At 69.0% G+C, this 18,689-nt stretch carries 16 protein-coding genes and 1 pseudogene; 5 read left to right on the plus strand and 12 right to left on the minus strand.

The genetic code is table 11. The features are described from left to right. Positions 1-58 precede the first annotated feature (58 nt). The 4 genes from dcd to VAPA_RS19750 all read right to left on the minus strand — a co-directional run bounded on the left by dcd (position 59) and on the right by VAPA_RS19750 (position 3,654). Entirely contained in the window at positions 59-625 is a 567-nt protein-coding gene (gene dcd / locus VAPA_RS19735; RefSeq protein ID WP_018905384.1) for a dCTP deaminase, read from the minus strand. A 79-nt stretch (positions 626-704) separates the two neighbouring features. Then, complete coding sequence (gene guaD, locus VAPA_RS19740) at positions 705-1,991, minus strand: guanine deaminase (RefSeq protein ID WP_021008529.1); 1,287 nt, start codon at positions 1,989-1,991, stop codon at positions 705-707. Positions 1,992-2,068: 77 nt separating this feature from the next. Beyond that, positions 2,069-3,052, minus strand: a complete 984-nt coding sequence (locus tag VAPA_RS19745; protein WP_021008530.1) for a hypothetical protein — start codon at positions 3,050-3,052, stop codon at positions 2,069-2,071. Then, positions 3,049-3,654: a short chain dehydrogenase gene (locus tag VAPA_RS19750; RefSeq protein WP_021008531.1), complete on the minus strand. Its 606-nt coding sequence runs from the start codon at positions 3,652-3,654 to the stop codon at positions 3,049-3,051. The genes VAPA_RS19745 and VAPA_RS19750 overlap by 4 nt, the downstream gene beginning before the upstream one ends. 103 nt (positions 3,655-3,757) lie before the next feature. Here VAPA_RS19750 and VAPA_RS19755 point away from each other — a divergent pair, with 103 nt between their 5' ends. Then, positions 3,758-4,639, plus strand: a complete 882-nt coding sequence (locus tag VAPA_RS19755; RefSeq protein ID WP_021008532.1) for a LysR family transcriptional regulator — start codon at positions 3,758-3,760, stop codon at positions 4,637-4,639. Here the strand turns inward: VAPA_RS19755 and VAPA_RS19760 are convergent. The 4 genes and pseudogenes from VAPA_RS19760 to VAPA_RS19775 form a co-directional block, all read right to left on the minus strand. Further along, positions 4,636-5,735, minus strand: a pseudogene (locus VAPA_RS19760) (BMP family ABC transporter substrate-binding protein). The gene VAPA_RS19755 and the pseudogene VAPA_RS19760 sit on opposite strands and share 4 nt — an antisense overlap. 127 nt (positions 5,736-5,862) lie before the next feature. Then, entirely contained in the window at positions 5,863-8,391 is a 2,529-nt protein-coding gene (locus VAPA_RS19765) for a penicillin acylase family protein (RefSeq protein WP_021008534.1), read from the minus strand. Positions 8,392-8,487: 96 nt separating this feature from the next. Continuing rightward, positions 8,488-9,294, minus strand: a complete 807-nt coding sequence (locus tag VAPA_RS19770) for a helix-turn-helix domain-containing protein (protein WP_021008535.1) — start codon at positions 9,292-9,294, stop codon at positions 8,488-8,490. 88 nt (positions 9,295-9,382) lie between these two features. Beyond that, entirely contained in the window at positions 9,383-10,330 is a 948-nt protein-coding gene (locus VAPA_RS19775; protein WP_021008536.1) for a LysR substrate-binding domain-containing protein, read from the minus strand. Positions 10,331-10,427: 97 nt separating this feature from the next. Here VAPA_RS19775 and VAPA_RS19780 point away from each other — a divergent pair, with 97 nt between their 5' ends. Next, the gene (locus VAPA_RS19780) at positions 10,428-11,729 is read left to right on the plus strand and encodes an MFS transporter (RefSeq protein WP_021008537.1); all 1,302 of its coding nucleotides are present in this window, start codon (positions 10,428-10,430) and stop codon (positions 11,727-11,729) included. Here the strand turns inward: VAPA_RS19780 and VAPA_RS19785 are convergent. After that, positions 11,690-12,751: an adenosine deaminase gene (locus VAPA_RS19785; RefSeq protein WP_196232516.1), complete on the minus strand. Its 1,062-nt coding sequence runs from the start codon at positions 12,749-12,751 to the stop codon at positions 11,690-11,692. The genes VAPA_RS19780 and VAPA_RS19785 overlap by 40 nt on opposite strands. An 81-nt stretch (positions 12,752-12,832) precedes the next feature. Here VAPA_RS19785 and VAPA_RS19790 point away from each other — a divergent pair, with 81 nt between their 5' ends. Next, entirely contained in the window at positions 12,833-13,195 is a 363-nt protein-coding gene (locus VAPA_RS19790; protein WP_021008539.1) for a c-type cytochrome, read from the plus strand. 21 nt (positions 13,196-13,216) lie between these two features. Here VAPA_RS19790 and VAPA_RS19795 read toward each other — a convergent pair whose 3' ends face one another. After that, a complete protein-coding gene (locus VAPA_RS19795) occupies positions 13,217-14,119 on the minus strand; it encodes a LysR family transcriptional regulator (protein WP_021008540.1) in 903 nt (300 codons plus the stop codon). A 139-nt stretch (positions 14,120-14,258) separates the two neighbouring features. Here VAPA_RS19795 and VAPA_RS19800 point away from each other — a divergent pair, with 139 nt between their 5' ends. Then, the gene (locus VAPA_RS19800; protein ID WP_021008541.1) at positions 14,259-15,272 is read left to right on the plus strand and encodes a zinc-dependent alcohol dehydrogenase family protein; all 1,014 of its coding nucleotides are present in this window, start codon (positions 14,259-14,261) and stop codon (positions 15,270-15,272) included. A 45-nt stretch (positions 15,273-15,317) separates the two neighbouring features. On the opposite strand, the gene VAPA_RS19805 is transcribed toward VAPA_RS19800, so the two are convergent. Continuing rightward, positions 15,318-16,502, minus strand: a complete 1,185-nt coding sequence (locus VAPA_RS19805; protein WP_021008542.1) for an amylo-alpha-1,6-glucosidase — start codon at positions 16,500-16,502, stop codon at positions 15,318-15,320. Next, a complete protein-coding gene (locus tag VAPA_RS19810; RefSeq protein ID WP_021008543.1) occupies positions 16,489-17,487 on the minus strand; it encodes a GlxA family transcriptional regulator in 999 nt (332 codons plus the stop codon). The genes VAPA_RS19805 and VAPA_RS19810 overlap by 14 nt, the downstream gene beginning before the upstream one ends. A 41-nt stretch (positions 17,488-17,528) precedes the next feature. On the opposite strand from VAPA_RS19810, the gene VAPA_RS19815 reads away from it, so the two are divergent. Next, positions 17,529-18,665: a DJ-1/PfpI family protein gene (locus VAPA_RS19815; protein ID WP_021008544.1), complete on the plus strand. Its 1,137-nt coding sequence runs from the start codon at positions 17,529-17,531 to the stop codon at positions 18,663-18,665. The last annotated feature ends 24 nt before the right edge of the window (positions 18,666-18,689 follow it).

An 18,689-nucleotide genomic window follows, 5' to 3' on the forward strand; every position in this document is an offset into this window, starting at 1 on the left:
CGCAGGATGGTACTTGGCCCGGCCGCCTGCTGCGTAACCGGCGGTCAGAATGCGCGGATCAGGTCTTGGGGAGCGTGACGCCGCGCTGCCCCTGGTACTTGCCGCCGCGGTCCTTGTAGCTGGTCTCGCAGACTTCGTCGCTCTCGAAGAACAGCACCTGCGCGCAGCCTTCGCCAGCATAGATCTTGGCGGGCAGCGGCGTGGTGTTGCTGAATTCGAGCGTCACATAGCCTTCCCATTCGGGCTCGAACGGGGTCACGTTGACGATGATGCCGCAGCGCGCATAGGTGCTCTTGCCCAGGCAGATGGTGAGCACGTTGCGCGGGATGCGGAAGTACTCGACCGTGCGTGCCAGCGCGAAGCTGTTGGGCGGAATGATGCAGTAGTCGCCATGCATGTCGACGAAGCTCTTCTCGTCGAAGTTCTTCGGGTCGACCACGGTACTGTGGATGTTGGTGAAAACCTTGAATTCAGGCGCGCACCGGATGTCGTAGCCGTAGCTCGAGGTGCCATAGCTGATGATCTTGTGGCCGGCGGCCTCGCGCACCTGGCCGGGCTCGAAGGGCTCGATCATGCCGGTCTGCTCGGCCATGCGCCGGATCCATTTGTCGCTCTTGATGCTCATATGCGGTCGCTGATGCTGCTGCGGGGAGGAATGGCGCGAATTGTGGCATGGGCCACCACCCTCCCCGCCGTCCCGGGTGCTACAGCGCCTGCGAGATCACCGTGCGCTCGACCAGACGGTCGTCGCCCAGCACGATCATCGCGAACAGCATTTCTTCCAGCGTGTTCGCCAGCTTCGTCTTGCGCGCGAGCAGCGGCGTGGCCTGGGGATTGAGCACCAGGAAGTCGGCCTCGCAGCCGGGCTGCAGGTTGCCGACCACGCCACCCAGCCCCAGCGCACGCGCCGCGCCGCCGGTGTGGCGCCACCAGAGCTCGGAAGGCGCGATGCTCAGGCCGGCCTTGGTCTGGCCCTCCCGGCCCACGTAGTAGGCCGCCATCATGGTGTGGAAGGGGCTGAAGCTGGTGCCGCCGCCCACGTCGCTGGCCAGGCCGTAGGGGTAGCCCACGCGGTCGGCCGCGCCAAAGTCGAAGAAGCCGCTGCCCAGGAACAGGTTACTGGTCGGGCTCACGGCCGCGGCCGTCTTCGTGTCGCGCAGCAGCGCGCGGTCGGTGTCGTCCAGGTAGATGCAATGCGCGTACACGGCGCGCTCGCGCATCAGCCCGAAGCCGGCATACACGTCGAGGTACGAGCGCGCCTGCGGATAGAGCTCGCGCACCCATGCCACCTCGTCGCGGTTCTCGGCCACGTGCGACTGGATCCATGTGTCGGCGTATTTCGCGGCCAGTTCGCTCGCGCCGCGCATCTGGGCGTCGGTGCTCGCGGGCGCAAAGCGCGGGGTGATGGCATAGCCCAGGCGGCCGGTGTCGTGCCACTTGCGGATCAGCGCCTCGGAGTCGATGAGGCTCTGCTCGGTTTCGTCGCGCACGCCGTCGGGCGAATTGCGGTCCTGCAGCACCTTGCCGCTGATCATGCGCAGGTTGCGGCGCTGCGCGCCCTCGAAGAAGGCATCGACCGAGGCCACGTGCGAAGTCGCGAAGGCCAGCGCGGTCGTGACGCCGTTGCGCAGCAGTTCGTCGAAGAACACGTCGGCCACTTCGTTCGAATGCGCCGGGTCGGCGAACCTGGCTTCCGCCGGGAAGGTGTAGTTCTCGAGCCAGGGCAGCAGCCCCGGCGCGGGCGAGCCGATGATGTCGGTCTGCGGAAAGTGGATGTGCATGTCCACGAAGCCCGGCGCGAGGATGCGGCCCGGCAGGTGGGTCACCTCGGCATCCGGGTGGCGCGGGGACACGGCGGCATGGCTGCCGGCGTCGAGCACGCGCTGGCGGCCGGCGCTGTCGGGCGCGACGACCAGCAGGCCGTCTTCATCGAAAACGGGCAGTCCGGCATCGTCGAATCGCAGGAGGGAGGCGCGGTAGGCTTTTTTCATCGTGGTTGCCGAGGGTAATGCAGCGCCGCGGCGTCGCAATTTCCATGCGCATATGAGTGCTATATGCCGAATGCACTTCAATCCGGTGGCAAGGCGCGCGACTGGATATCGAAAGGCACGCCGCGGGGAATGGCCGCGTCGTCGTCCTTGTGCTTGAACAGCAGCGCGTACTTCGACTCGATGAAATAGACGCGGTTGCCGAGCACCGCTCCGGAGGACGGGTCGTTGAGCCCCGCCACCACCGTCTGCAGGCCGAGCTTCGCGCCATCGATGCGTGCCACCGTGACCTGCCCGCCGTAGGGTCCGTCGCCGAAGGCATTGCTCTCGAACAGCACCAGCCGGCCGGGTTTCCAGGCGCGGATCGCGTCGACGTTCTTCATCACCCGCGGCGCCTCGATGCGCGTGACCTCGCCGGCCCTGCCATCGGCGTTCAATCCGATGCGCAGCAGATGCGACGCGGCGGCCACGAGGCTCACGTAGACGTCGCGGCCGCCATCGATCGCAATGCCGTTCAGGCCCTTGTAGGGCCCTTCGCCGGCCAGCGACGGGCTTTCCTTCCAGACCGTGAGCGCCGTGGCATCGGGCGCGAGCCGCAGCACGCGCGGATGGAAGGAATCGGTCACGTAGATGTTGCCGCGTGCGTCCTGTGCGAGATCGTTGCAGTAGCCCGCGTCGGGCATCGCGTAGCTTGCGCGCGGCGTGCCTGTCGCCAGGTCGTAGCGCTTGAGCGCGCTCGGCGCCTGCGGCACGGTGGTGAAGCCGCTGTTGCCCGAGCAGACCCACAGGGCCTGGCGTTTCGCATCGACCAGCACGCCCTGCCCGTTCGCCAGGCCGTTGGCGCCGGGCTTCACGAGCACCTCGGCCTGCGGCGCGGCGCCCGGCTTCACCCTGGCGACCGCGCCCTGGCGCCAGCTGCCGACATAGAACGCACCGTCCGGCCCGATGGCGACGCTTTCCGGATACCAGTCTTCGGGCAGCGCCTGTACGGCGGGAGGTGCGGCGATGGCCGCCGTCGCGGCGAGCGCGAGCAGCGCGGCGGCCAGTCGCGTGCGCCTGCTCATTGCCACACGCGAAACACGCGCCCGGTCAGCGGGCCTTCGACGCTGCGCACGTAGGCCAGCGCCACGCGCGCGGCCGGTACGGTTTCGACGCCCGGAAAGAGCGCGCCATACGCTGCCAACGATTCGGTCAGCAGCGTCGGACTGACCGCATTGATGCGCAGGCCGCGCGCCAGCTCGATCGCCGCGCCTTTCACGAAACCCTCGACCGCCGCATTCACGGCAGCCGCATTGCCTCCCCCGCGAACCGGATCGTCGGCCGCCACGCCCGTGGTCAGCGTGATCGACCCGCCATCCGCCAGGACGTGCTGGCCCAGCAGCGCGAGGCGCACCTGGCCGAGCAGCTTGTCCTGCAGGCCGATGTTGAAATCGGCCGACCGCATTTCAGCGAGTGGTCCGAAGAACAGACCTCCGGCCGCAGAGACGATCGCGTCGACGCGCCCCACCGCCGCATACAGCGCCCGGACGCTCGCATCGCTCGTGATGTCGACCTGCCGGTCGCCGCGCGTGCGCCCCGCCCGCACCACCTCGTGCCCGCGTTCGGCCAGCACCCCGGCCACCGCACTGCCGATGGCGCCCGTCGCGCCCACAACAAGAATCTTCATGACTGCCTCCGCGAATGAATCAAGGAAGGCGCCATTGTTTTGCGAATGAATTGTTTGATAAATTGCCATCCGGTTCGGCAATTCGAAACTTCGGGTTCTCAATATGGACAAGCTGCGCGCCATGGAAGTCTTCGTCAGGGCGGTGGACGCAGGCAGCTTCGCCGCGGCGGCCGAGGCGCTCGACCTCTCGGCCGTGATGGTCGGCAAGCACATCCGCGCGCTCGAAGACCAGCTCGGCGCCCGCCTGCTCGAGCGCACCACACGGCGCCATGCGCTCACGGAAATCGGCGCGGCCTACCTGGAGCGCTGCCGCGACGTGCTGGCCAGCGTGCACACGGCCGATGGCGTGGCCGAGTCGCTGCGCGCCATGCCGCAGGGCGTGCTGCGCGTGACGGCGCCGGTGGCCTATGGCGCGCACCGGCTCACCCCGGTGATCGGCGACTACATCGCGGCCTATCCGCAGGTGAAGGTGGACCTGGTGCTCAACGACCGCGTGGTCGACCTGGCCGAAGAAGGCTTCGACTGCGGCATCCGCTCGGGCGCGGCGGTCGATGAACGCCTCATCGCGCGGCCGCTCGCACTGGCGCGCATGTTCGCGGTCGCAAGCCCCGCATGGGTCGCGCGCCACGGCCAGCCGAAGCACCCGTCGGACCTCGAGGCCTTTGCGCTGCTGGGCTTCGCCGCCTGGGGCCCGAACCATTCATGGCGCTTCACGCGCGGCGGCCAGACGGTGCATGTGCCCGTGCGCGGCCCGCTCACCACCAACAACGGGCAGGCGCTGCTCGCTGCCGCAATAGCCGGCGTGGGGGTGATCGTGCAGGCTGATGCGCTGCTCGGCCCTGCTCTGTCCTCGGGCCAGGTGGTGCAGTTGCTGCCCGAGTGGGCGCTGCCGACCCGCCAGGTGCACATCATGCGGCTGCCTGAAGCGCGTCCCAGCGCGAAGCTGCGCACCTTCGTCGACTTCGTCGTCGAAAGGCTGGCCTAGCGCGTCACGCGCCCCTGCACGCCCTCGACCAGCCAGTTCATCTTCAGGATCTGCTCGTCGTTCAGCTGCGCACCCTTGGCGATGACGGTGCGGCCTTCGTTGTCGCGCACCTCGGCCCCACCGCGCGGAACGGCTGCAGCCTGCCCTCCGCGATGTCCTTCTGCCGCGCCAGCACCTCCTGCTGTACGGCCTTGGGCACCTTGCTGCCGAAGTCGCCGACGCGGATCATTCCTTCTTTCACGCCGCCCCACACATTGCCGCTCTTCCAGCTTCCGTCGAGCACCGCCTGCGCACGCTGCGCGTAGTAGCCGCCCCACTGGTGCGTGACGGCGACGATCTGCGCGTCGGGCGCGATCTTGCGCATGTCGGAGTGGTAGGCCACGGCCAGCTTGCCGCGCTCCTGCGCCGCGGCCATCACGGCGGTGGAGCCGGTGTGGAAGGCGATGACATCGGCGTTCTGGTTGAACAGCGCCATCGCAGCATCGCGCTCCTTGGGCGGATCGAACCACTCGTTGAGCCACACCACGGCCACCTTCGCATTCGGGTTCACCGAGCGCATGCCGAGCGCAAAGGCGTTGATGCCCTGCAGCACCTCCGGAATCGGAAAGCCCGCGACGTAGCCCGCGAGATTCGTCTTCGTCATGCGGCCGGCTGCGATGCCCGCGAGGTAGCGGCCTTCGTAGTAGCGCGCATTGGCGGTGGCGACGTTGGGCGCGGTCTTGTAGCCGGTGATCGATTCGAACTTCACGTCGGGGAAATCGTGCGCCACCTTGAGCGTCGGCTCCATGTAGCCGAAACTGGGCGTGAAGATCAGCCGGTTGCCCTGCTGTGCGAGGTCACGGATCACGCGCTCGGCGTCGGCGCCCTCGGGAACGTTCTCGACGAAGGTGGTCTTGACCTTGCCGCCGAGCGCCGCATCGACGGCCTTGCGGCCCTCTTCATGCTGGCGCACCCAGCCGGCATCGGTGACCGGCGTCACGTAGACGAAGCCGATCTTCAGCGGCTCTTTCGGAGCCTGCGGTTGCGCAAAGGAGGGAGATAGAAAACAGGCGGCTGTCCACGCCAGAACGGCGCGGCCCGCGAGGTTTTTGTACATGGTGTTCCTCTACATGGCCCCGGAAAAGCAGGAAGCCCGCAGCCGGCCGGGACGCCCGGCTGCGGGGTGCGGATTCTAGTCGGCGGTTTTCAGGCCAACCAGCCCGCCCGGCGCGCGCCCGTGTCGGCTACTCGCTGACGACCGCGCTGCGGTAGGCCGCATCGGCCTTGATCTCGGCTTCGGAGAACGGCACCTTGAGCCATTGCCCCGCGCTGTAGGCGCGCGTGTAGTCGGCGTTGTGCGCCGAGGCCGGGTCGTCCGACAGCGAGAACGTGAGGAAGGTATGCGCCTCCACGCCGCCTTCGGGGAACCGCACGACCTGCATGTAGCTGTTGCCGTTCGGGTTGCCGTCCATCGTGTAGCCGCCCTTGTCGAGCCGGTTCTCCGAGCAGGCGATGGTGAAGTAACCCGGGCCGTGGCAGCCGCCATACAACGGAATCTTCTGGCCGCCGCGCGTGGCGAACAGGTAGTCGCCGCGCTTCGCATCGAGCGCGAAGCCGCTGGCTTCCACGCGTGCGATGGCCGCGCCGAAGGCCTGCTGCAGCGCGGCTTGCGCACCGGGCTTCAGGTCGCGCGGCGTGTGGATCGGGTCGCCCGCGCTGAAGGGCACGTTGTAGAGCGTGGCCGAGGATTGCAGCGAGGCGCGGTTCCAGAACTCGTCCCAGATGTGCGCGCCGCGCGCCGCGCTTGCACCGGTGTTGTCCCAGGCCTGGAGTACCGCGCAGGCGGGGCCGGTGTCCACGTCGCGCCCGATGGCCGCGCCACCTTGCGGATCGGTCGCAACGTTGATCGTCGGCGTTGCGCACACCATGGCCAGCGCCTGGTCCTTGAATAGCTCGGCCGTCAGCACGCGGCTGTTGATCACCATCCGCTTGACGGCGTCGGCCGTGGCGCCCTTGGCCCCGTACGCATCGGCACCGTCGATCCGCCCCTGTGCCAGCAGGTTGCCCAGGCGCGTGCGGAAGCTCACGGCCTCCGTGCCTGCAGGACCCAGGATGTCCGGGTAGCCGGTCATCGGTGCCTTCGGGTTCGCGAGCCAATAGCTGTCGTTCGAATTTTCGACGTAGTCGTCGCGCATCAAGCTCGGCATGCGGGAGGCGCCGAGAGCGCCCGTCTGGGCGGAGTCGGCGTCGGTCTGCCAGTCGCACGCGCTCCTGGAGCCATCGAAGACCGGCACGCGCGGCAGGGAGGCGCCGATCGCCGCACCCAGCGGCGTCGTGCAACTCGCCACCTGGGTAGGCGACACATTGGGGATCGCGCCGATGTCGGCATACCAGGCCTTGGGCGCGCCGCGGCCCACCGCCACGGTGTTGACCCACGGAATGGCCGACTCCTCGCGCTGGATGGCGATGAACTCGTCGAGCGACTTCGCCTGGTTCCAGCGCAGCCAGTTCCGGAAGGTGCGGTAGTTTTCCCCGTTGATGTCGCGCATCGCGAAGGCCGTGGTCTGGCTCCAGGCCAGCGCGGCGTTCAGCGGCGCCAGGTTGACCATCGGCCCGTATTCCGACTTGTGGAGCGTGCGCGTCACCGGCGCCACGCTGCCATCGGCCTGCTTCACGTTGACCGTGATGTTCAACGCCTGCATCTTCACGGCGCTGCCGTCGCGCATGTAGCTCGTCGGGTCGCCCGCCGCGAGCTTCAGTTCGAAGAAGCCGAAGCGGCGCGCGGTCGACACCGTGTGGCTCCAGGCGATGTTGTCGTTGAAGCCGATCAGGATCACCGGAATGCCCAGGAACGAGGTGCCGCTGATGTTGAGCTGGCCCGGGATCGTGAGCTGCGCCTGGTAGAAGCGGTCGGGCCCGCGCCAGTACCAGTGCGGGTTGCCGAAGAGCAGCGGGCTCGCGTCGCCGGTGGCTGCCGTGCCGAAGCCGATCATGTTGCTGCCGACGCCTTCATGCCCGCCCACCTGCAGCTCGGGCACACGCATGCCGGCTGCCGCGAGTTGCAGCCTGGCCTTGTCGAGCCTGCCGCGCGCGGCGGTCTTGGTGGACGCCGCCGGCGCCGGAGCGATCGCGTTGGCGATGTTCGGCAGGAAGTTGCTGTAGCCGCCCGCGAGATTGGCCGCGTACATGCGGCGGTAGATGTCCTCGGCCGTGATGGGCTTCACCCAGGCCTCGTTGCGGCAGGCCTCGTGCGCCGCGGCGCTGGCCTTCAGGTCGCGCACGTAGCGGTTGTAGCCCGCGGCGAAGCCCTCGACCAGCTGCCTCAGGTTGTCGGGCTGCGCGGCGATCATCTTCTCGAGCACGTCGGCCGAGATCACGTGCCTGTGGAAGAAGTCGGAGTCGATGTTCTTCGGCCGCCCGATGGTGCTGCCGGCCACGAGCTGCGCGTCGCCGCCGAGGTACTGCGAACGCTCGCCGCGGTAGGTGAGGAACGAGTCGGCCATGGTGCAGAGGTTGTCCTCGGCCTGCGCGTAACCGTAGCCGTAGCCCGCGCCGGGCCAGTTGTCGGCCTTGATGTGCGGCACGCCCATCGCGGTGCGGCGGATCTCGGCCTTGTAGGTGCCTTCGGCCGGCGGGTTGCCGGGCGGATTGCCAGTAACGGGCGGGAACGAGAACCCGTTGCCTCCACCGCCGCCGCAGGCGGTGAGCGCGGCTGCGATGGCCAACGCGAGCAGGGACAGCGGCACGGCGCCGCGCGAGGATGTCTGTCTCATGGATGTCTCCGGTTGATGCTCTCTTGATGGAGCACCTTGGAGCCTACGCATGGAGACAGGCCGCGGCTTGAACGCAGCCGCTGTCATGCGGGCGGCTCAGTGGGCGGTCGCGTGGCCCCAGGCGTGCGACGCCTGCGCGTCCGCCGTCACATGCACCCGGCTCGCGAGAAACGACGGCGGCAGCCCGAAGTAGCGCTGGAAGGTGCGGCTCATGTGCGCCGCATCGGTGAAGCCGCTGACCAGCGCCACATCGGTGAGCGGCCGGTGGCCGGTGAACTGCTGCACCGTGCGCCGCACCTTGGTCCACAACGCATAGCGCTTGACCGACACGCCCACCTGCTCCGCGAAGAGATGGGTCAGCCGGTCGGGCGAGAGGCAGGCCACGGCCGAGAGTTTCTTCAGCGGGATCTGGCCCGCATGTGCACGGATGGCCTGCAGCACGCGCTCGATGCGCCGGTCGATCGGCGCCACGAGTTCCGGGCATCCGGTGATCGCCTCCACCATCTTCGCGCTGAGCGACTGCAGACTGCTGTCGCCGAGCAGCCCGCGCTGCGCGGGGTCGAAGTCGTCGCGCAGCTTGCCGAAGCGGCGCGCATCGATCGGCTGGATGCCGTAGCCGCCCATGCAACGCGCGAGCATGCGGTAGGCGCTCGATGCCGGATCGAGGTTGAGCGACAGCAGCCCGCAGCCATCGACATCGAGCCGGCGCGACACATGCGGGGCCACCAGCGCGGCGGTGCACTGCACGCGCGTGCCATCGACCGCCTCGAGCATGAACGGATGGCCGCTGACCGACGCCAGCAGCGTCGCCGACGAGCGCGCCGTGAGTCCCGACTGGATCGCCGGCGTGATGTAAAGAAACCTGTCGTCCCAGAGGTGCAGGAAGTTTTGCTGCGTGGTCATGCCATGTCTCTTTTTTTGTCTTGTCTCCGGCAACGGATTCTCATGCATAGGCACGGCGCAAGGGCTACGGGATTGTGCCCGGTGCGGCTCAGTGAAGCTGCGCCGGCTCCGCCTGCACATGTTCGCGCACGGCCTCCAGCAGCAGCGCGTCGAGCCGGGCCACCGGCGCCTCGGCCGCGGCCTGCGCGCGATAGAGCATGAGCGACATCTGCGGCAGCGCCGGCAGCCCGATGGCCGTGCGGTCGATGGCACGCACATGCGCAGGCAGGCCGAAGGGCGTGCGCACCGACAGGCCCAGGCCGGCCGACGTGGCGGCCCACAGCGCGGCCAGGCTGGCGCTGGTGAACGCATGGCGCCACGGCGTGCCGGCGCGGTCGAGCGCGGCCACGACGATCTCGCGCAGCGGGCATGGCGCGTCGAGCAGCACCAGCGGCAGCGGCTCCTTCGACTTGCGCGCGCTATTGCCGCGGCGCTCGCGCTCCTTCCACCAGGCTGCGTCGAGCGCATCGGGCGCCCTGGGGCCGATCCATTGCAGGGGCAGCCGCGCCACGCGCTCGCCGTGCGGCGTCATCTGCTCGCCGGTGTCCCACACCAGGGCCAGGTCGAGCTGCCGCAGCTCGAGCCGTTCGCGCAGTTCCGCGCTGCGCGCCACGCAGGCCTCGATGCGCACCTTGGGATGCGCGCGTGCAAAGCGGCCGAGCACGGCGGGCAGCAACGTTTCGCCGAAGTCTTCCTGCAGGCCGAGTCGCACCCAGCCTTCGAGATCCGCACCGCGCATGGCGGCGCCGGCTTCCGCGTTGAGTTCGAGCATGCGGTGGGCGTAGGCCAGCAGCGTTTCGCCCGCGTCGGTGAGCTCCAGCCCGCGGCCGGCCTTGCGGAACAGCGCGGTGCCGGCCTGCGCCTCCAGCTTCTTGAGCTGGGCGCTGACCGCTGAGGTCGAACGGCCCAGCCGGTCGGCCGCGCGCGCATAGCTGCCAAGCGCGATGCCTGTGGAGAAACTGCGCAGCACGTCGAGATCGAACATCACCTGGGACATGGATTCACCCTTCATTGATCGTCCTGTTTTTTGGAACGATTAGCTCATTATTTTCTGATTTTCAGAACTTTTGCAACAGCGGACACTGCACTGCAACATGACCGATTCGACCTCCTCCCTTTCGTATTCGCCGCGCCACCGCTGGAAGGTGCTGGCCGCGGGCGTGGCCGCCAACGCGGCCTTCTCCGTGGCTTTCAGCGGCATTCCGATGACCGCGGTGCTGATGCGCACCGGCTACCAGCTCGACAACGCGACGCTCGGCCTGGTGCTCGGCCTCATGGGCCTGGGCATCGCGGTCAGCGAGCTGCCGTGGGGCCTGCTGACCGACCGCTGGGGCGACCGGCCGGTGCTGCTCACCGGCCTCGGCAGCACCGCGATCGCGCTCGTGGCGATGGCGCTCTGGGCCGCGCCGAGCGCGCAGCACCTCCCCGACCTCGGCTGGCTGGGTGCCGGCCTGCTGCTGGTCGGCCTGCTGGGCGGCAGCGTCAACGGCGCGAGCGGCCGCGCTGTGATGACGTGGTTCGATGCCGGCGAGCGCGGGCTCGCGATGAGCATCCGGCAGACCGCCGTGCCGCTGGGCGGCGGCATCGGGGCGCTGGTGCTGCCGTTCGTCGCATTGCACTTCGGCTTTGCCGCGCTCTACGGCCTGCTGGCGCTGCTGTGCGCGCTGAGCGCGGCCATGAGCTGGGCCTGGGTGCACGAGCCGCCTGTTGCGCCGTGCGCCAGGGCCAACGTCGCCGAGTCGGCGATCGCATCGCAGAGCGGCCCGCTGCGCGACGCCCGCGTCTGGCGCATCGTGCTGGGCATCGGCATTCTGTGCGCGCCGCAGTTCGCGGTGCTTTCGTTCGGCACGGTATTCCTGCACGATTTCGGCCATGCGGGCCTCGCAACCATCACGGCCACGATGGTCTTCGTGCAGGTCGGCGCGATGGTGATGCGCGTGTGGAGCGGCCGCTGGACCGACCGCCGCCGCAACCGCCCCGCCTACCTGCGCGCCTGCAGCGCGCTCAGCGTGCTGCTGTTCGCAGGGCTCGCGGTGCTGGTGATGGCGGCGGGCACGCACGCGGCCGATTCAGCGGCGCTGCGCATGGCGCTGGTGGCGCTGCTCGCGGCCAGCGGCGTCTGCGTGTCGGCATGGCACGGCGTGGCCTACACGGAATTGGCCACGCTGGCCGGCGCGGCACGCGCGGGCACCGCCCTCGGCATGGCGAACACCAGCGTGTTCCTGGTGTGCTTCCTCACGCCCTTCTCGATCCCGCACCTGCTCGCGCTGCAGGGCTGGCCGCTGGTGTGGCTTGCGGCCAGCGCCTGCGCGCTGGTGGCGATGCTGCTGCTGGTGCCGCGGTCCGCCGCGGCCGATCAGAAGCTCGCGAAGACGGCGTTGAGCCGGTCCACGTAGGCGCGCTTGGCGGCGGCGTCGATGAAGCTGCCTTCGAAGCTGTTGGCCGCGAGCTGCCAGGCCTGTTGCACGTCGAGGCCAGTGGCCGCGAAGGTCTGTGTGAAGTTCTGGTTCATGTAGCCGCCAAAGTAGGCCGGGTCGTCCGAGTTGACGGTGGCCACCAGCCCCGCGTCGAGCAACGCGCCGAGGTTGTGCTGCGCCAGGTCGGGGAACACGCAGAGCTTGAGGTTGGACAGCGGGCACACGGTGAGCGGAATGCGGTCCTGCGCAAGCCGCTTCATCAGGGCCGGGTCCTTCGCGCTCTGCACACCATGGTCGATGCGCTCGACCTTGAGCACGTCGAGCGCGCACCACACATAGGCCGGCGGGCCCTCCTCGCCCGCATGCGCGACGAGGTGGAAGCCCAGTTCGCGGCAGCGCGCGAACACGCGCGCGAACTTTTCGGGCGGGTGGCCGACCTCGCTCGAATCGAGGCCCACCCCGATGAACTTGTCACGAAACGGCAGCGCCTGCTCCAGTGTTTCGAAGGCCTCTTCCTCGCTCAGGTGGCGCAGGAAGCACAGGATGAGCGCCGCGCTCACGCCGAGCTTCGGCTGTGCGTCGGCGCACGCACGGTGCAGGCCGTTGACGACCGTCTCCATCGGCACGCCGCGCGCGGTGTGCGTCTGCGGGTCGAAGAACATCTCGGTACGCACCACGTTGTCGGCCGCGGCGCGCTCCAGGTAGGCCCAGGCCATGTCGTAGAAGTCCTGCTCCTTCAGCAGCACGCTGGCGCCGGCGTAGTAGATGTCGAGGAAGCTCTGCAGGTTGGTGAAGGCGTAGGCGCGGCGCAGCTCTTCGACGCTGGCGTACGGTATGGCCACGCCGTTGCGCTGCGCGAGCGCGAAGATCAGCTCGGGTTCGAGCGAGCCTTCGATGTGCATGTGCAGCTCGGCCTTGGGCATGGCGCGCAGCAGTTCGGGCAGGCGCTCGGCGGAGATCTTGCCGAAGCTCTGGTCGAAGACGGGTCGGTAGTCGGTCATGGTGGGAAAATCGGCGTTGTGATTTCCGCACAGCATAAGCGCAGCCGCCCCCTGGGAGATGCGCCAGAACGTATAGGGCCCATGCTTTCCATTTCAGACCGGCCATCGAGCCCCAACCGGAAACTTCTCCCGCTTTCGCTGCTCGTCTTGTTGCTGGTATCCGTTCCGGCGTTCGCTGCCACTGTCGACGAGGCGCAGGCACTGGCCCGCGAACACGGGTGCCTCGCCTGCCACGGCATGCTCCGAAAGCAGGTCGGCCCCGGGTTTGCGCAAATCGCGGACCGCTACCGGAACGACGCGGCGGCACCCTCCCGGCTGGCCGGCAAGATCCAGGGCGGCAGCGTCGGCACCTGGGGACGCGTCATCATGCCCCGCCAGTCGCACGTGACCGATGAAGAAGCGAAGGCCCTGGCCGGGTGGGTTCTTTCGCAGCCGCCGCCATGAAGCGCGGCCGCGGTCAGCGCGTCAGTCGTTGAAAGCCCGCAGCATCGCCTTGCGCAGCCATGCCTCCGCTGCGTCCTTGTCGGTCACGGCGCGCCAGGCCAACTTGATCTGGTAGTTCGGACTCTCGAACGGCAGCGCCTCGTAGCGAAGCCCGCCCTGCGCCGACAGCGCCAGCGCCACGTGCTCCGGCACCGTGGCCAGCAACTCGGTGCCCGCGAGCACGGCAGGCAGGCTGCCGAACTGCGGCACCGAGAAGGCCACCTCGCGCTGCCGGCCAAGTTCATTCAATGCTTCATCGACGGTGCCGCACAGGTCGCCCGCGTAGGTCACGAGCACATGCCGCCGCCGGCAATAGTCGTCGAGCGTCAGCCTTGCGGCTGCGGTGTCGGCACGCAGCAGTGCAAAGCGTGCCGTGCGAACCTTGCGTATCTTGGCGCCCGCCGGCAGGTCCTTCAGGAAGGTCATGACCGCGCTGACCCGCCCTTCGTCGAGATAGCGCGCGGCGTTGCGGTAGCAGACCGTCAGGTTCACCAGCCGGGCCCGGGGTGCCTCCACGCTGAGCGCGCGAAGCAGCCGCGGCAGCATCGCGATCTGCAGGTCGTCGGTCAGCCCGATGCGAAACACCGGCGCGGCGCGCGCGGGCTCGAAGTCCGCCTGCGCCCGGAACGTGGCCTCGATCTGCTCGAGCGCCGGACCCAGTCCCTGCATTAGCGCGAGTGCCCGCTCGGTCGGCTCCATCACCCGCCCCTGGCGCACCAGGAGCGGATCGCCCGTGAGCTCGCGCAGCCGCGCCAGCGCGTGGCTCACGGCCGGCTGCCCCAGGTGCAGCCGCTGCGCAGCCCGGCTGACGTGCCGCTCGCGCATGAGGGCCGCCAGCACGGTGAGCAGGTTGAGGTCAATCCGGCTGAGTTCGATCGGGTTCATCCACGCGCCTTGAAGTCATCGATTCCGTGCATAGCGAATATCGTATGAATCGATTTCCTTGATGGCCCTGCGGCTTCTAGATTGATGCCTTCGGCCGCTTCATTCCGAGGCTTCCGGCTTTTTTCAAGGAGATTTTTGTATGGGCAGGATGGTCCGCTTTCACCGCTTCGGCGGCGCCGATGTTCTGAAGGTCGAGCAGGTCGCGACGCCAGCGCCTGGCGCCGGCGAAGTGCGCATCGCGGTGCAGGCGATCGGCCTGAACCGGGCCGACGCACTGTGGCGCCAGAACCTGTACATCGAGGACCCGATCCTGCCTGCCGGCCTCGGCAACGAGGCCGCCGGGCTCATCGAAGCGGTGGGCGCGGGCGTCAACGGCCTGAGCGTCGGCGACCGCGTCGCGCTGCTGCCCGGAGCCAACCAGGGCCTGTATCCCACCTATGGCGAGAGCATTCTTTTTCCCGCCTCGCATGTGGTGCGCCACCCCGGCAAGCTCTCGGCCGAGCAGGCCGCCGGTGCCTACATGGCCTACCTGACGGGCTATTTCCCGATGTTCGAGATGGCCCGCCTGCAGCGCGGCCAGACGGTGCTGGTGACGGGTGCGTCATCCAGCACGGGCATTGCGGCGCTGCAGATGGCGCGCGCGGCGGGCATCTTTGCCATCGCCACCACGCGCACGGCAGCCAAGCGCCAGGCGCTGCTGGATGCAGGCGCGGCCCATGTGGTGGTAACGCAAGAGGAAGACGTGGTGGAGCGGGTCCTGGCGCTGACCGGCGGCCGCGGCGCCGACCTGGTGTACGACGGCGTGGGCGGTCCGCAGCTCGAGCGGCTCGGCGGCGCCGTCGCACAGCGCGGCTGGTACGTGCTGTACGGGCTCTCCGGCGGCGCGGAGTTCAGCTACCCCGTGCTTGCGCAGTTCCGCAAGAGCTGGCGCTTCCACGTCTACACGGTCCTGGAATTCACCGGCTCGGCCACCATGGGCTTGCCGCGCGATGAAGCTGCGCTGGGCCGCGCGCTGGGCTTCGTCAATGAAGGCCTGGCCAGGGGCGCCCTGCAGATGCGCATCGACCGCAGCTTTGCGCTCGACGAGGTGGTGCAAGCCCACCAATACCTCGAACGCGCCGGTCACATCGGCAAGATCGTGCTCACGGTCTGATCGACCGGGCCGGCTACCCGCGCGCGGGCCTTGGAACGCAAGGCGTCACCAACCCGCCTCGCCCCCCTGCAGGGCACGCCGGGCGAGCACAAAGGTGGCGGCGTTCCAGCTCTGGCCGGCCATGCCCATCGGCGCCAGCGTGCGGCCGTGGAACCACTCGGTAAAACGCCAGCCGCCGAGCTGGTTCACATGCGCGAGGCGCGCGAGTTCAGGCCACGCCATGTCATGCAGCCCGAGGCGGGCCAGCGCCATCACCCAGAAGCCGCCCACGAAAGGCCAGATGCCGCCGTTGTGGTACTGGTGCACGAGGTTCTGCTGATGGCGCGCCATGTACGGCCGCCACAGCGCATGCTCGCGCGTCAGCGGATGCAGCACCACGCGCACCGGGTACGGCTCGCAGGCGCGCGCCGCGGCAATGGTCTTGACGATGCGGTTCGCCATCTCCGCATCGGCCAGCCCGCTCTGTATGGCCAGCACGTTGCCGAACACGTCGCCCTCGTCGCCGACGAAGGACAGGTTGACGAAGCTCAGGTACAGGCCCGGATCGGCTCGCCCGCGGCGCGCATAGTGCCGCAGCAGCCGGGCGCGGTGGTATTCGGGCAGGTCCTGCTGGAACGGATTGAACAGGTGGTTGAAGTGGTGCTGCGTCGCCTCGGCATGGTCCAGCGCGAAGCGGCGCTTCACCTCGTACCAGAGCGCGTTGCTGTACAGCACGTAGCCCGAGCGCGGCATGATGTCGGCCCAGTCGCTGGCCTCGTTCTGCTGCAGCAGCCGGAAGTGCTGGTGCTCCTGCGCCAGCAGCCAGCCGATGGCGCGCTCCACCTCGCCGCTCCAGTGCAAGGGGCCGACACGGCCGTGGCGGCGCACATGGTCCACCGCGATCAGCCACCACAGCGTGGCGTCGATGCAGCCCAGGTACCAGAAGTCGGCATCGTGGCCGTCGGGGTCGACGTACTTGGGAATCTGCCCGTTGGCCGCCTGCTGCGCGGCCAGCGCGTCGAGGCTGGCCACCGCGCCCTGCTCCAGCGCGGGCACGCCGCTGCCGCACATGGCCATCACGCAGATGGCCGCGTCGCGCCCGAAGATGCGCGTGTAGCGCCGCGCAACAGCCGCCTCGGTGCGGGTGGCGGCCAGGATGCCGTGCGGCGTGAGGTTGCGCTCCAGGAGCTGGAGCGAAGCTCGGGAACAGTCGTCGATCAGTGCAAGGGAAGAGGTGTCAGGTTTCGTCATGGGTTCGATAGGCTTGCGGCGTCAGGCCGTGCTGCCGCGCGAAGGCGCGCTGCAGCGCGTCCACCGAGCGGAAGCCGCTGCGGCTCGCAATGCGGTCCTGCGGCCAGCGCGTCTGGCGCAGCAGCTGCGCGGCGGCGGCCACGCGGACCTGTTCGACAAGGCGCGCCGGCGTGCAGCCGGTCTCGGCCGTGAAGGCGCGCGCGAAGTTCCGCGGGCTCATCTGCACGCGCTCGGCCAATGCCTCGACCGACAGGTCGTCCTGCGGATGCGTGCCGATCCACGCCACCAGTTCGCGCAGCCGATGGCTGGCCGAGGCCTGCGCCTGGAGCGCCTGCGTCAGCTGCGGCTGCGCCCCGCCGCGCAGCATCGGCAACGCCAGCGTGCGGGCGATCTCCATCGACACCGCATGGCCAAGGTCGTCCTCGACCAGCGCAAGCGCGAGCTCGATGCCGGTGGTGACGCCGGCCGAGGTCCACACCGGACCATCGCGCACATAGATGCGATCGCGCTGCACCCGCACCTGCGGCCGCAGCGCCTGGAGCTGGTCGCAGACGCGCCAGTGCGTGGTGGCCTCGCGGCCGTCGAGCAGGCCGGCCGCGGCCAGTGCGAAGGCGCCGCTGCACACGCTTGCCATGCGGCGCGTGTGCGGCGCCACCTGCCTGAGCCAGGCGCCGATGTGCTGCTCGAGGATGGCCGCGCGCACGGCCGGCTCATCGCCGCCGGCAACGATCAGCGTATCGATCGACGGGGGCAGCTGCTGCAGCTTGCTGGTGCCGGAAAAGCTCAGGCCGCCATTCGTCGACACGGTGCCGCCGGCCGGCGACGCGATGTGCAGGCGGTAGTTGCCGGGGCGCATCTGCCCGGCCTTGCTGAACACGCTGGCGGGGCCGGCGACGTCGATCACCTCAACGCCGTCGAACACCACCAGCACCACGTCGCTGGCAGAAACCGCGGTTACTTCGTCCTTGCGGGTCAGGGTGGGCATTCGTAGTCTCTGGGCATCGTCAAGTCGACAGGGAAACGGCCATGTGGAGATCGGTAGGAGCGCTGATCGGCGCAAGTATTGCAGCCTTTGTGTTGGCAGCCTGCACGGGAGGCGCGCCGCCGCTGCCGCCCGCGCAGGCCGATGCGGCCCGCAGCGAGCGCGAGAAGCAGGCCTTCGTCGGGGCCCTGAAGCCGCATCGCGCCGGCAGGCCCGTGGTCGCCGTGCTGGCGCTGAACGAAGGCACGGAAATGACGGATCTTCTGCTGCCGCATGCGGTGCTCGAGCGTGCCGATGTGGCCGAAGTACGGATTGTGGCGCCGCGCAGCGGACGGGTCAGCCTGTACCCGGCACTGGAGGTCGATGGCGCGCAGGACTTCGCCAGCTTCGACCGGTCGAACCCCTCGGGCGCCGACTACGTGATCGTGCCGGCGATGATCGCCGACGACAACCCTGCGGTGGCTGCCTGGCTGAAGCAGCAGGCAGCGCGGGGCGCACGTGTGATCGGCGTCTGCTCGGGCGCACGCGTGGTCGGCCGCGCCGGCCTGCTCGACGGCCGGCGTTTCGCGGGCCACTGGTACGACCGCGGCACGCTGCTGAAGCGCCACGCCGGCGCCACCTACGTGCCGCACCAGCGCTACGTGATGGACCGCGGCGTCGCCACCACCACGGGCATCACCGCCTCGGTGCCGACCATGCTGGCGCTGGTGGAGGCGATCGGCGGCCAGGAGAAGGCCAAGGCCCTCGCCGCGGAACTCGGCGTGGCTTCATGGACTCCGGCGCACGACAGTTCGCCGTTCCATCTCGACGCCGGCCGCAGGGCGGATTTCCTGCTCAACAAGGCCGCGTTCTGGCGCGGCGAGCGCTGGCGCGTGGACGTGCAGGACGGCGCCGACGACATCGCCCTCGCGCTGGCCGTCGACGCGTGGACGCGCACCGGACACGTCAGCGTCGATGCCGCATCGGCCTCGGGACCGGTCAGGCTTCGCAGCGGGCTGGTGCTGCTGGCGCAACCGCCTCGCGAAGGGGCGAGTCGCCTGCTCCTCTCATCGTCGCTGAGGCCGGTGCCGCAACTGGACCGCACGCTGTGCGAGATCGGCGAACGCTACGGCGCCTCGCGGCGCGACTGGGTCATGCAGGAAATGGAATACCCCGGGCCGGTCGCCGCCTGCACAGGCTGAGCGGCCGGCCGCATGAACGGGCCG

Origin of the sequence: Variovorax paradoxus B4 (genome assembly GCF_000463015.1) — a bacterium.
GTDB classification, from domain to species: domain Bacteria; phylum Pseudomonadota; class Gammaproteobacteria; order Burkholderiales; family Burkholderiaceae_C; genus Variovorax; species Variovorax paradoxus_E.

Excerpts from the sequence above, each read along its gene's own strand:
- VAPA_RS19800 (WP_021008541.1), top strand. The coding sequence starts at position 14,259 with ATGGGCAGGATGGTCCGCTTTCACCGCTTCGGCGGCGCCGATGTTCTG.
- VAPA_RS19765 (WP_021008534.1), bottom strand. The coding sequence starts at position 8,391 with ATGAGACAGACATCCTCGCGCGGCGCCGTGCCGCTGTCCCTGCTCGCG.
- VAPA_RS19770 (WP_021008535.1), bottom strand. The coding sequence starts at position 9,294 with ATGACCACGCAGCAAAACTTCCTGCACCTCTGGGACGACAGGTTTCTT.
- VAPA_RS19810 (WP_021008543.1), bottom strand. The coding sequence starts at position 17,487 with ATGCCCACCCTGACCCGCAAGGACGAAGTAACCGCGGTTTCTGCCAGC.
- VAPA_RS19805 (WP_021008542.1), bottom strand. The coding sequence starts at position 16,502 with ATGACGAAACCTGACACCTCTTCCCTTGCACTGATCGACGACTGTTCC.
- VAPA_RS19745 (WP_021008530.1), bottom strand. The coding sequence starts at position 3,052 with ATGAGCAGGCGCACGCGACTGGCCGCCGCGCTGCTCGCGCTCGCCGCG.
- VAPA_RS19780 (WP_021008537.1), top strand. The coding sequence starts at position 10,428 with ATGACCGATTCGACCTCCTCCCTTTCGTATTCGCCGCGCCACCGCTGG.
- VAPA_RS19790 (WP_021008539.1), top strand. The coding sequence starts at position 12,833 with ATGCTTTCCATTTCAGACCGGCCATCGAGCCCCAACCGGAAACTTCTC.
- VAPA_RS19815 (WP_021008544.1), top strand. The coding sequence starts at position 17,529 with ATGTGGAGATCGGTAGGAGCGCTGATCGGCGCAAGTATTGCAGCCTTT.
- dcd (WP_018905384.1), bottom strand. The coding sequence starts at position 625 with ATGAGCATCAAGAGCGACAAATGGATCCGGCGCATGGCCGAGCAGACC.
- VAPA_RS19750 (WP_021008531.1), bottom strand. The coding sequence starts at position 3,654 with ATGAAGATTCTTGTTGTGGGCGCGACGGGCGCCATCGGCAGTGCGGTG.
- VAPA_RS19795 (WP_021008540.1), bottom strand. The coding sequence starts at position 14,119 with ATGAACCCGATCGAACTCAGCCGGATTGACCTCAACCTGCTCACCGTG.
- VAPA_RS19785 (WP_196232516.1), bottom strand. The coding sequence starts at position 12,751 with ATGACCGACTACCGACCCGTCTTCGACCAGAGCTTCGGCAAGATCTCC.
- VAPA_RS19755 (WP_021008532.1), top strand. The coding sequence starts at position 3,758 with ATGGACAAGCTGCGCGCCATGGAAGTCTTCGTCAGGGCGGTGGACGCA.
- guaD (WP_021008529.1), bottom strand. The coding sequence starts at position 1,991 with ATGAAAAAAGCCTACCGCGCCTCCCTCCTGCGATTCGACGATGCCGGA.
- VAPA_RS19775 (WP_021008536.1), bottom strand. The coding sequence starts at position 10,330 with ATGTCCCAGGTGATGTTCGATCTCGACGTGCTGCGCAGTTTCTCCACA.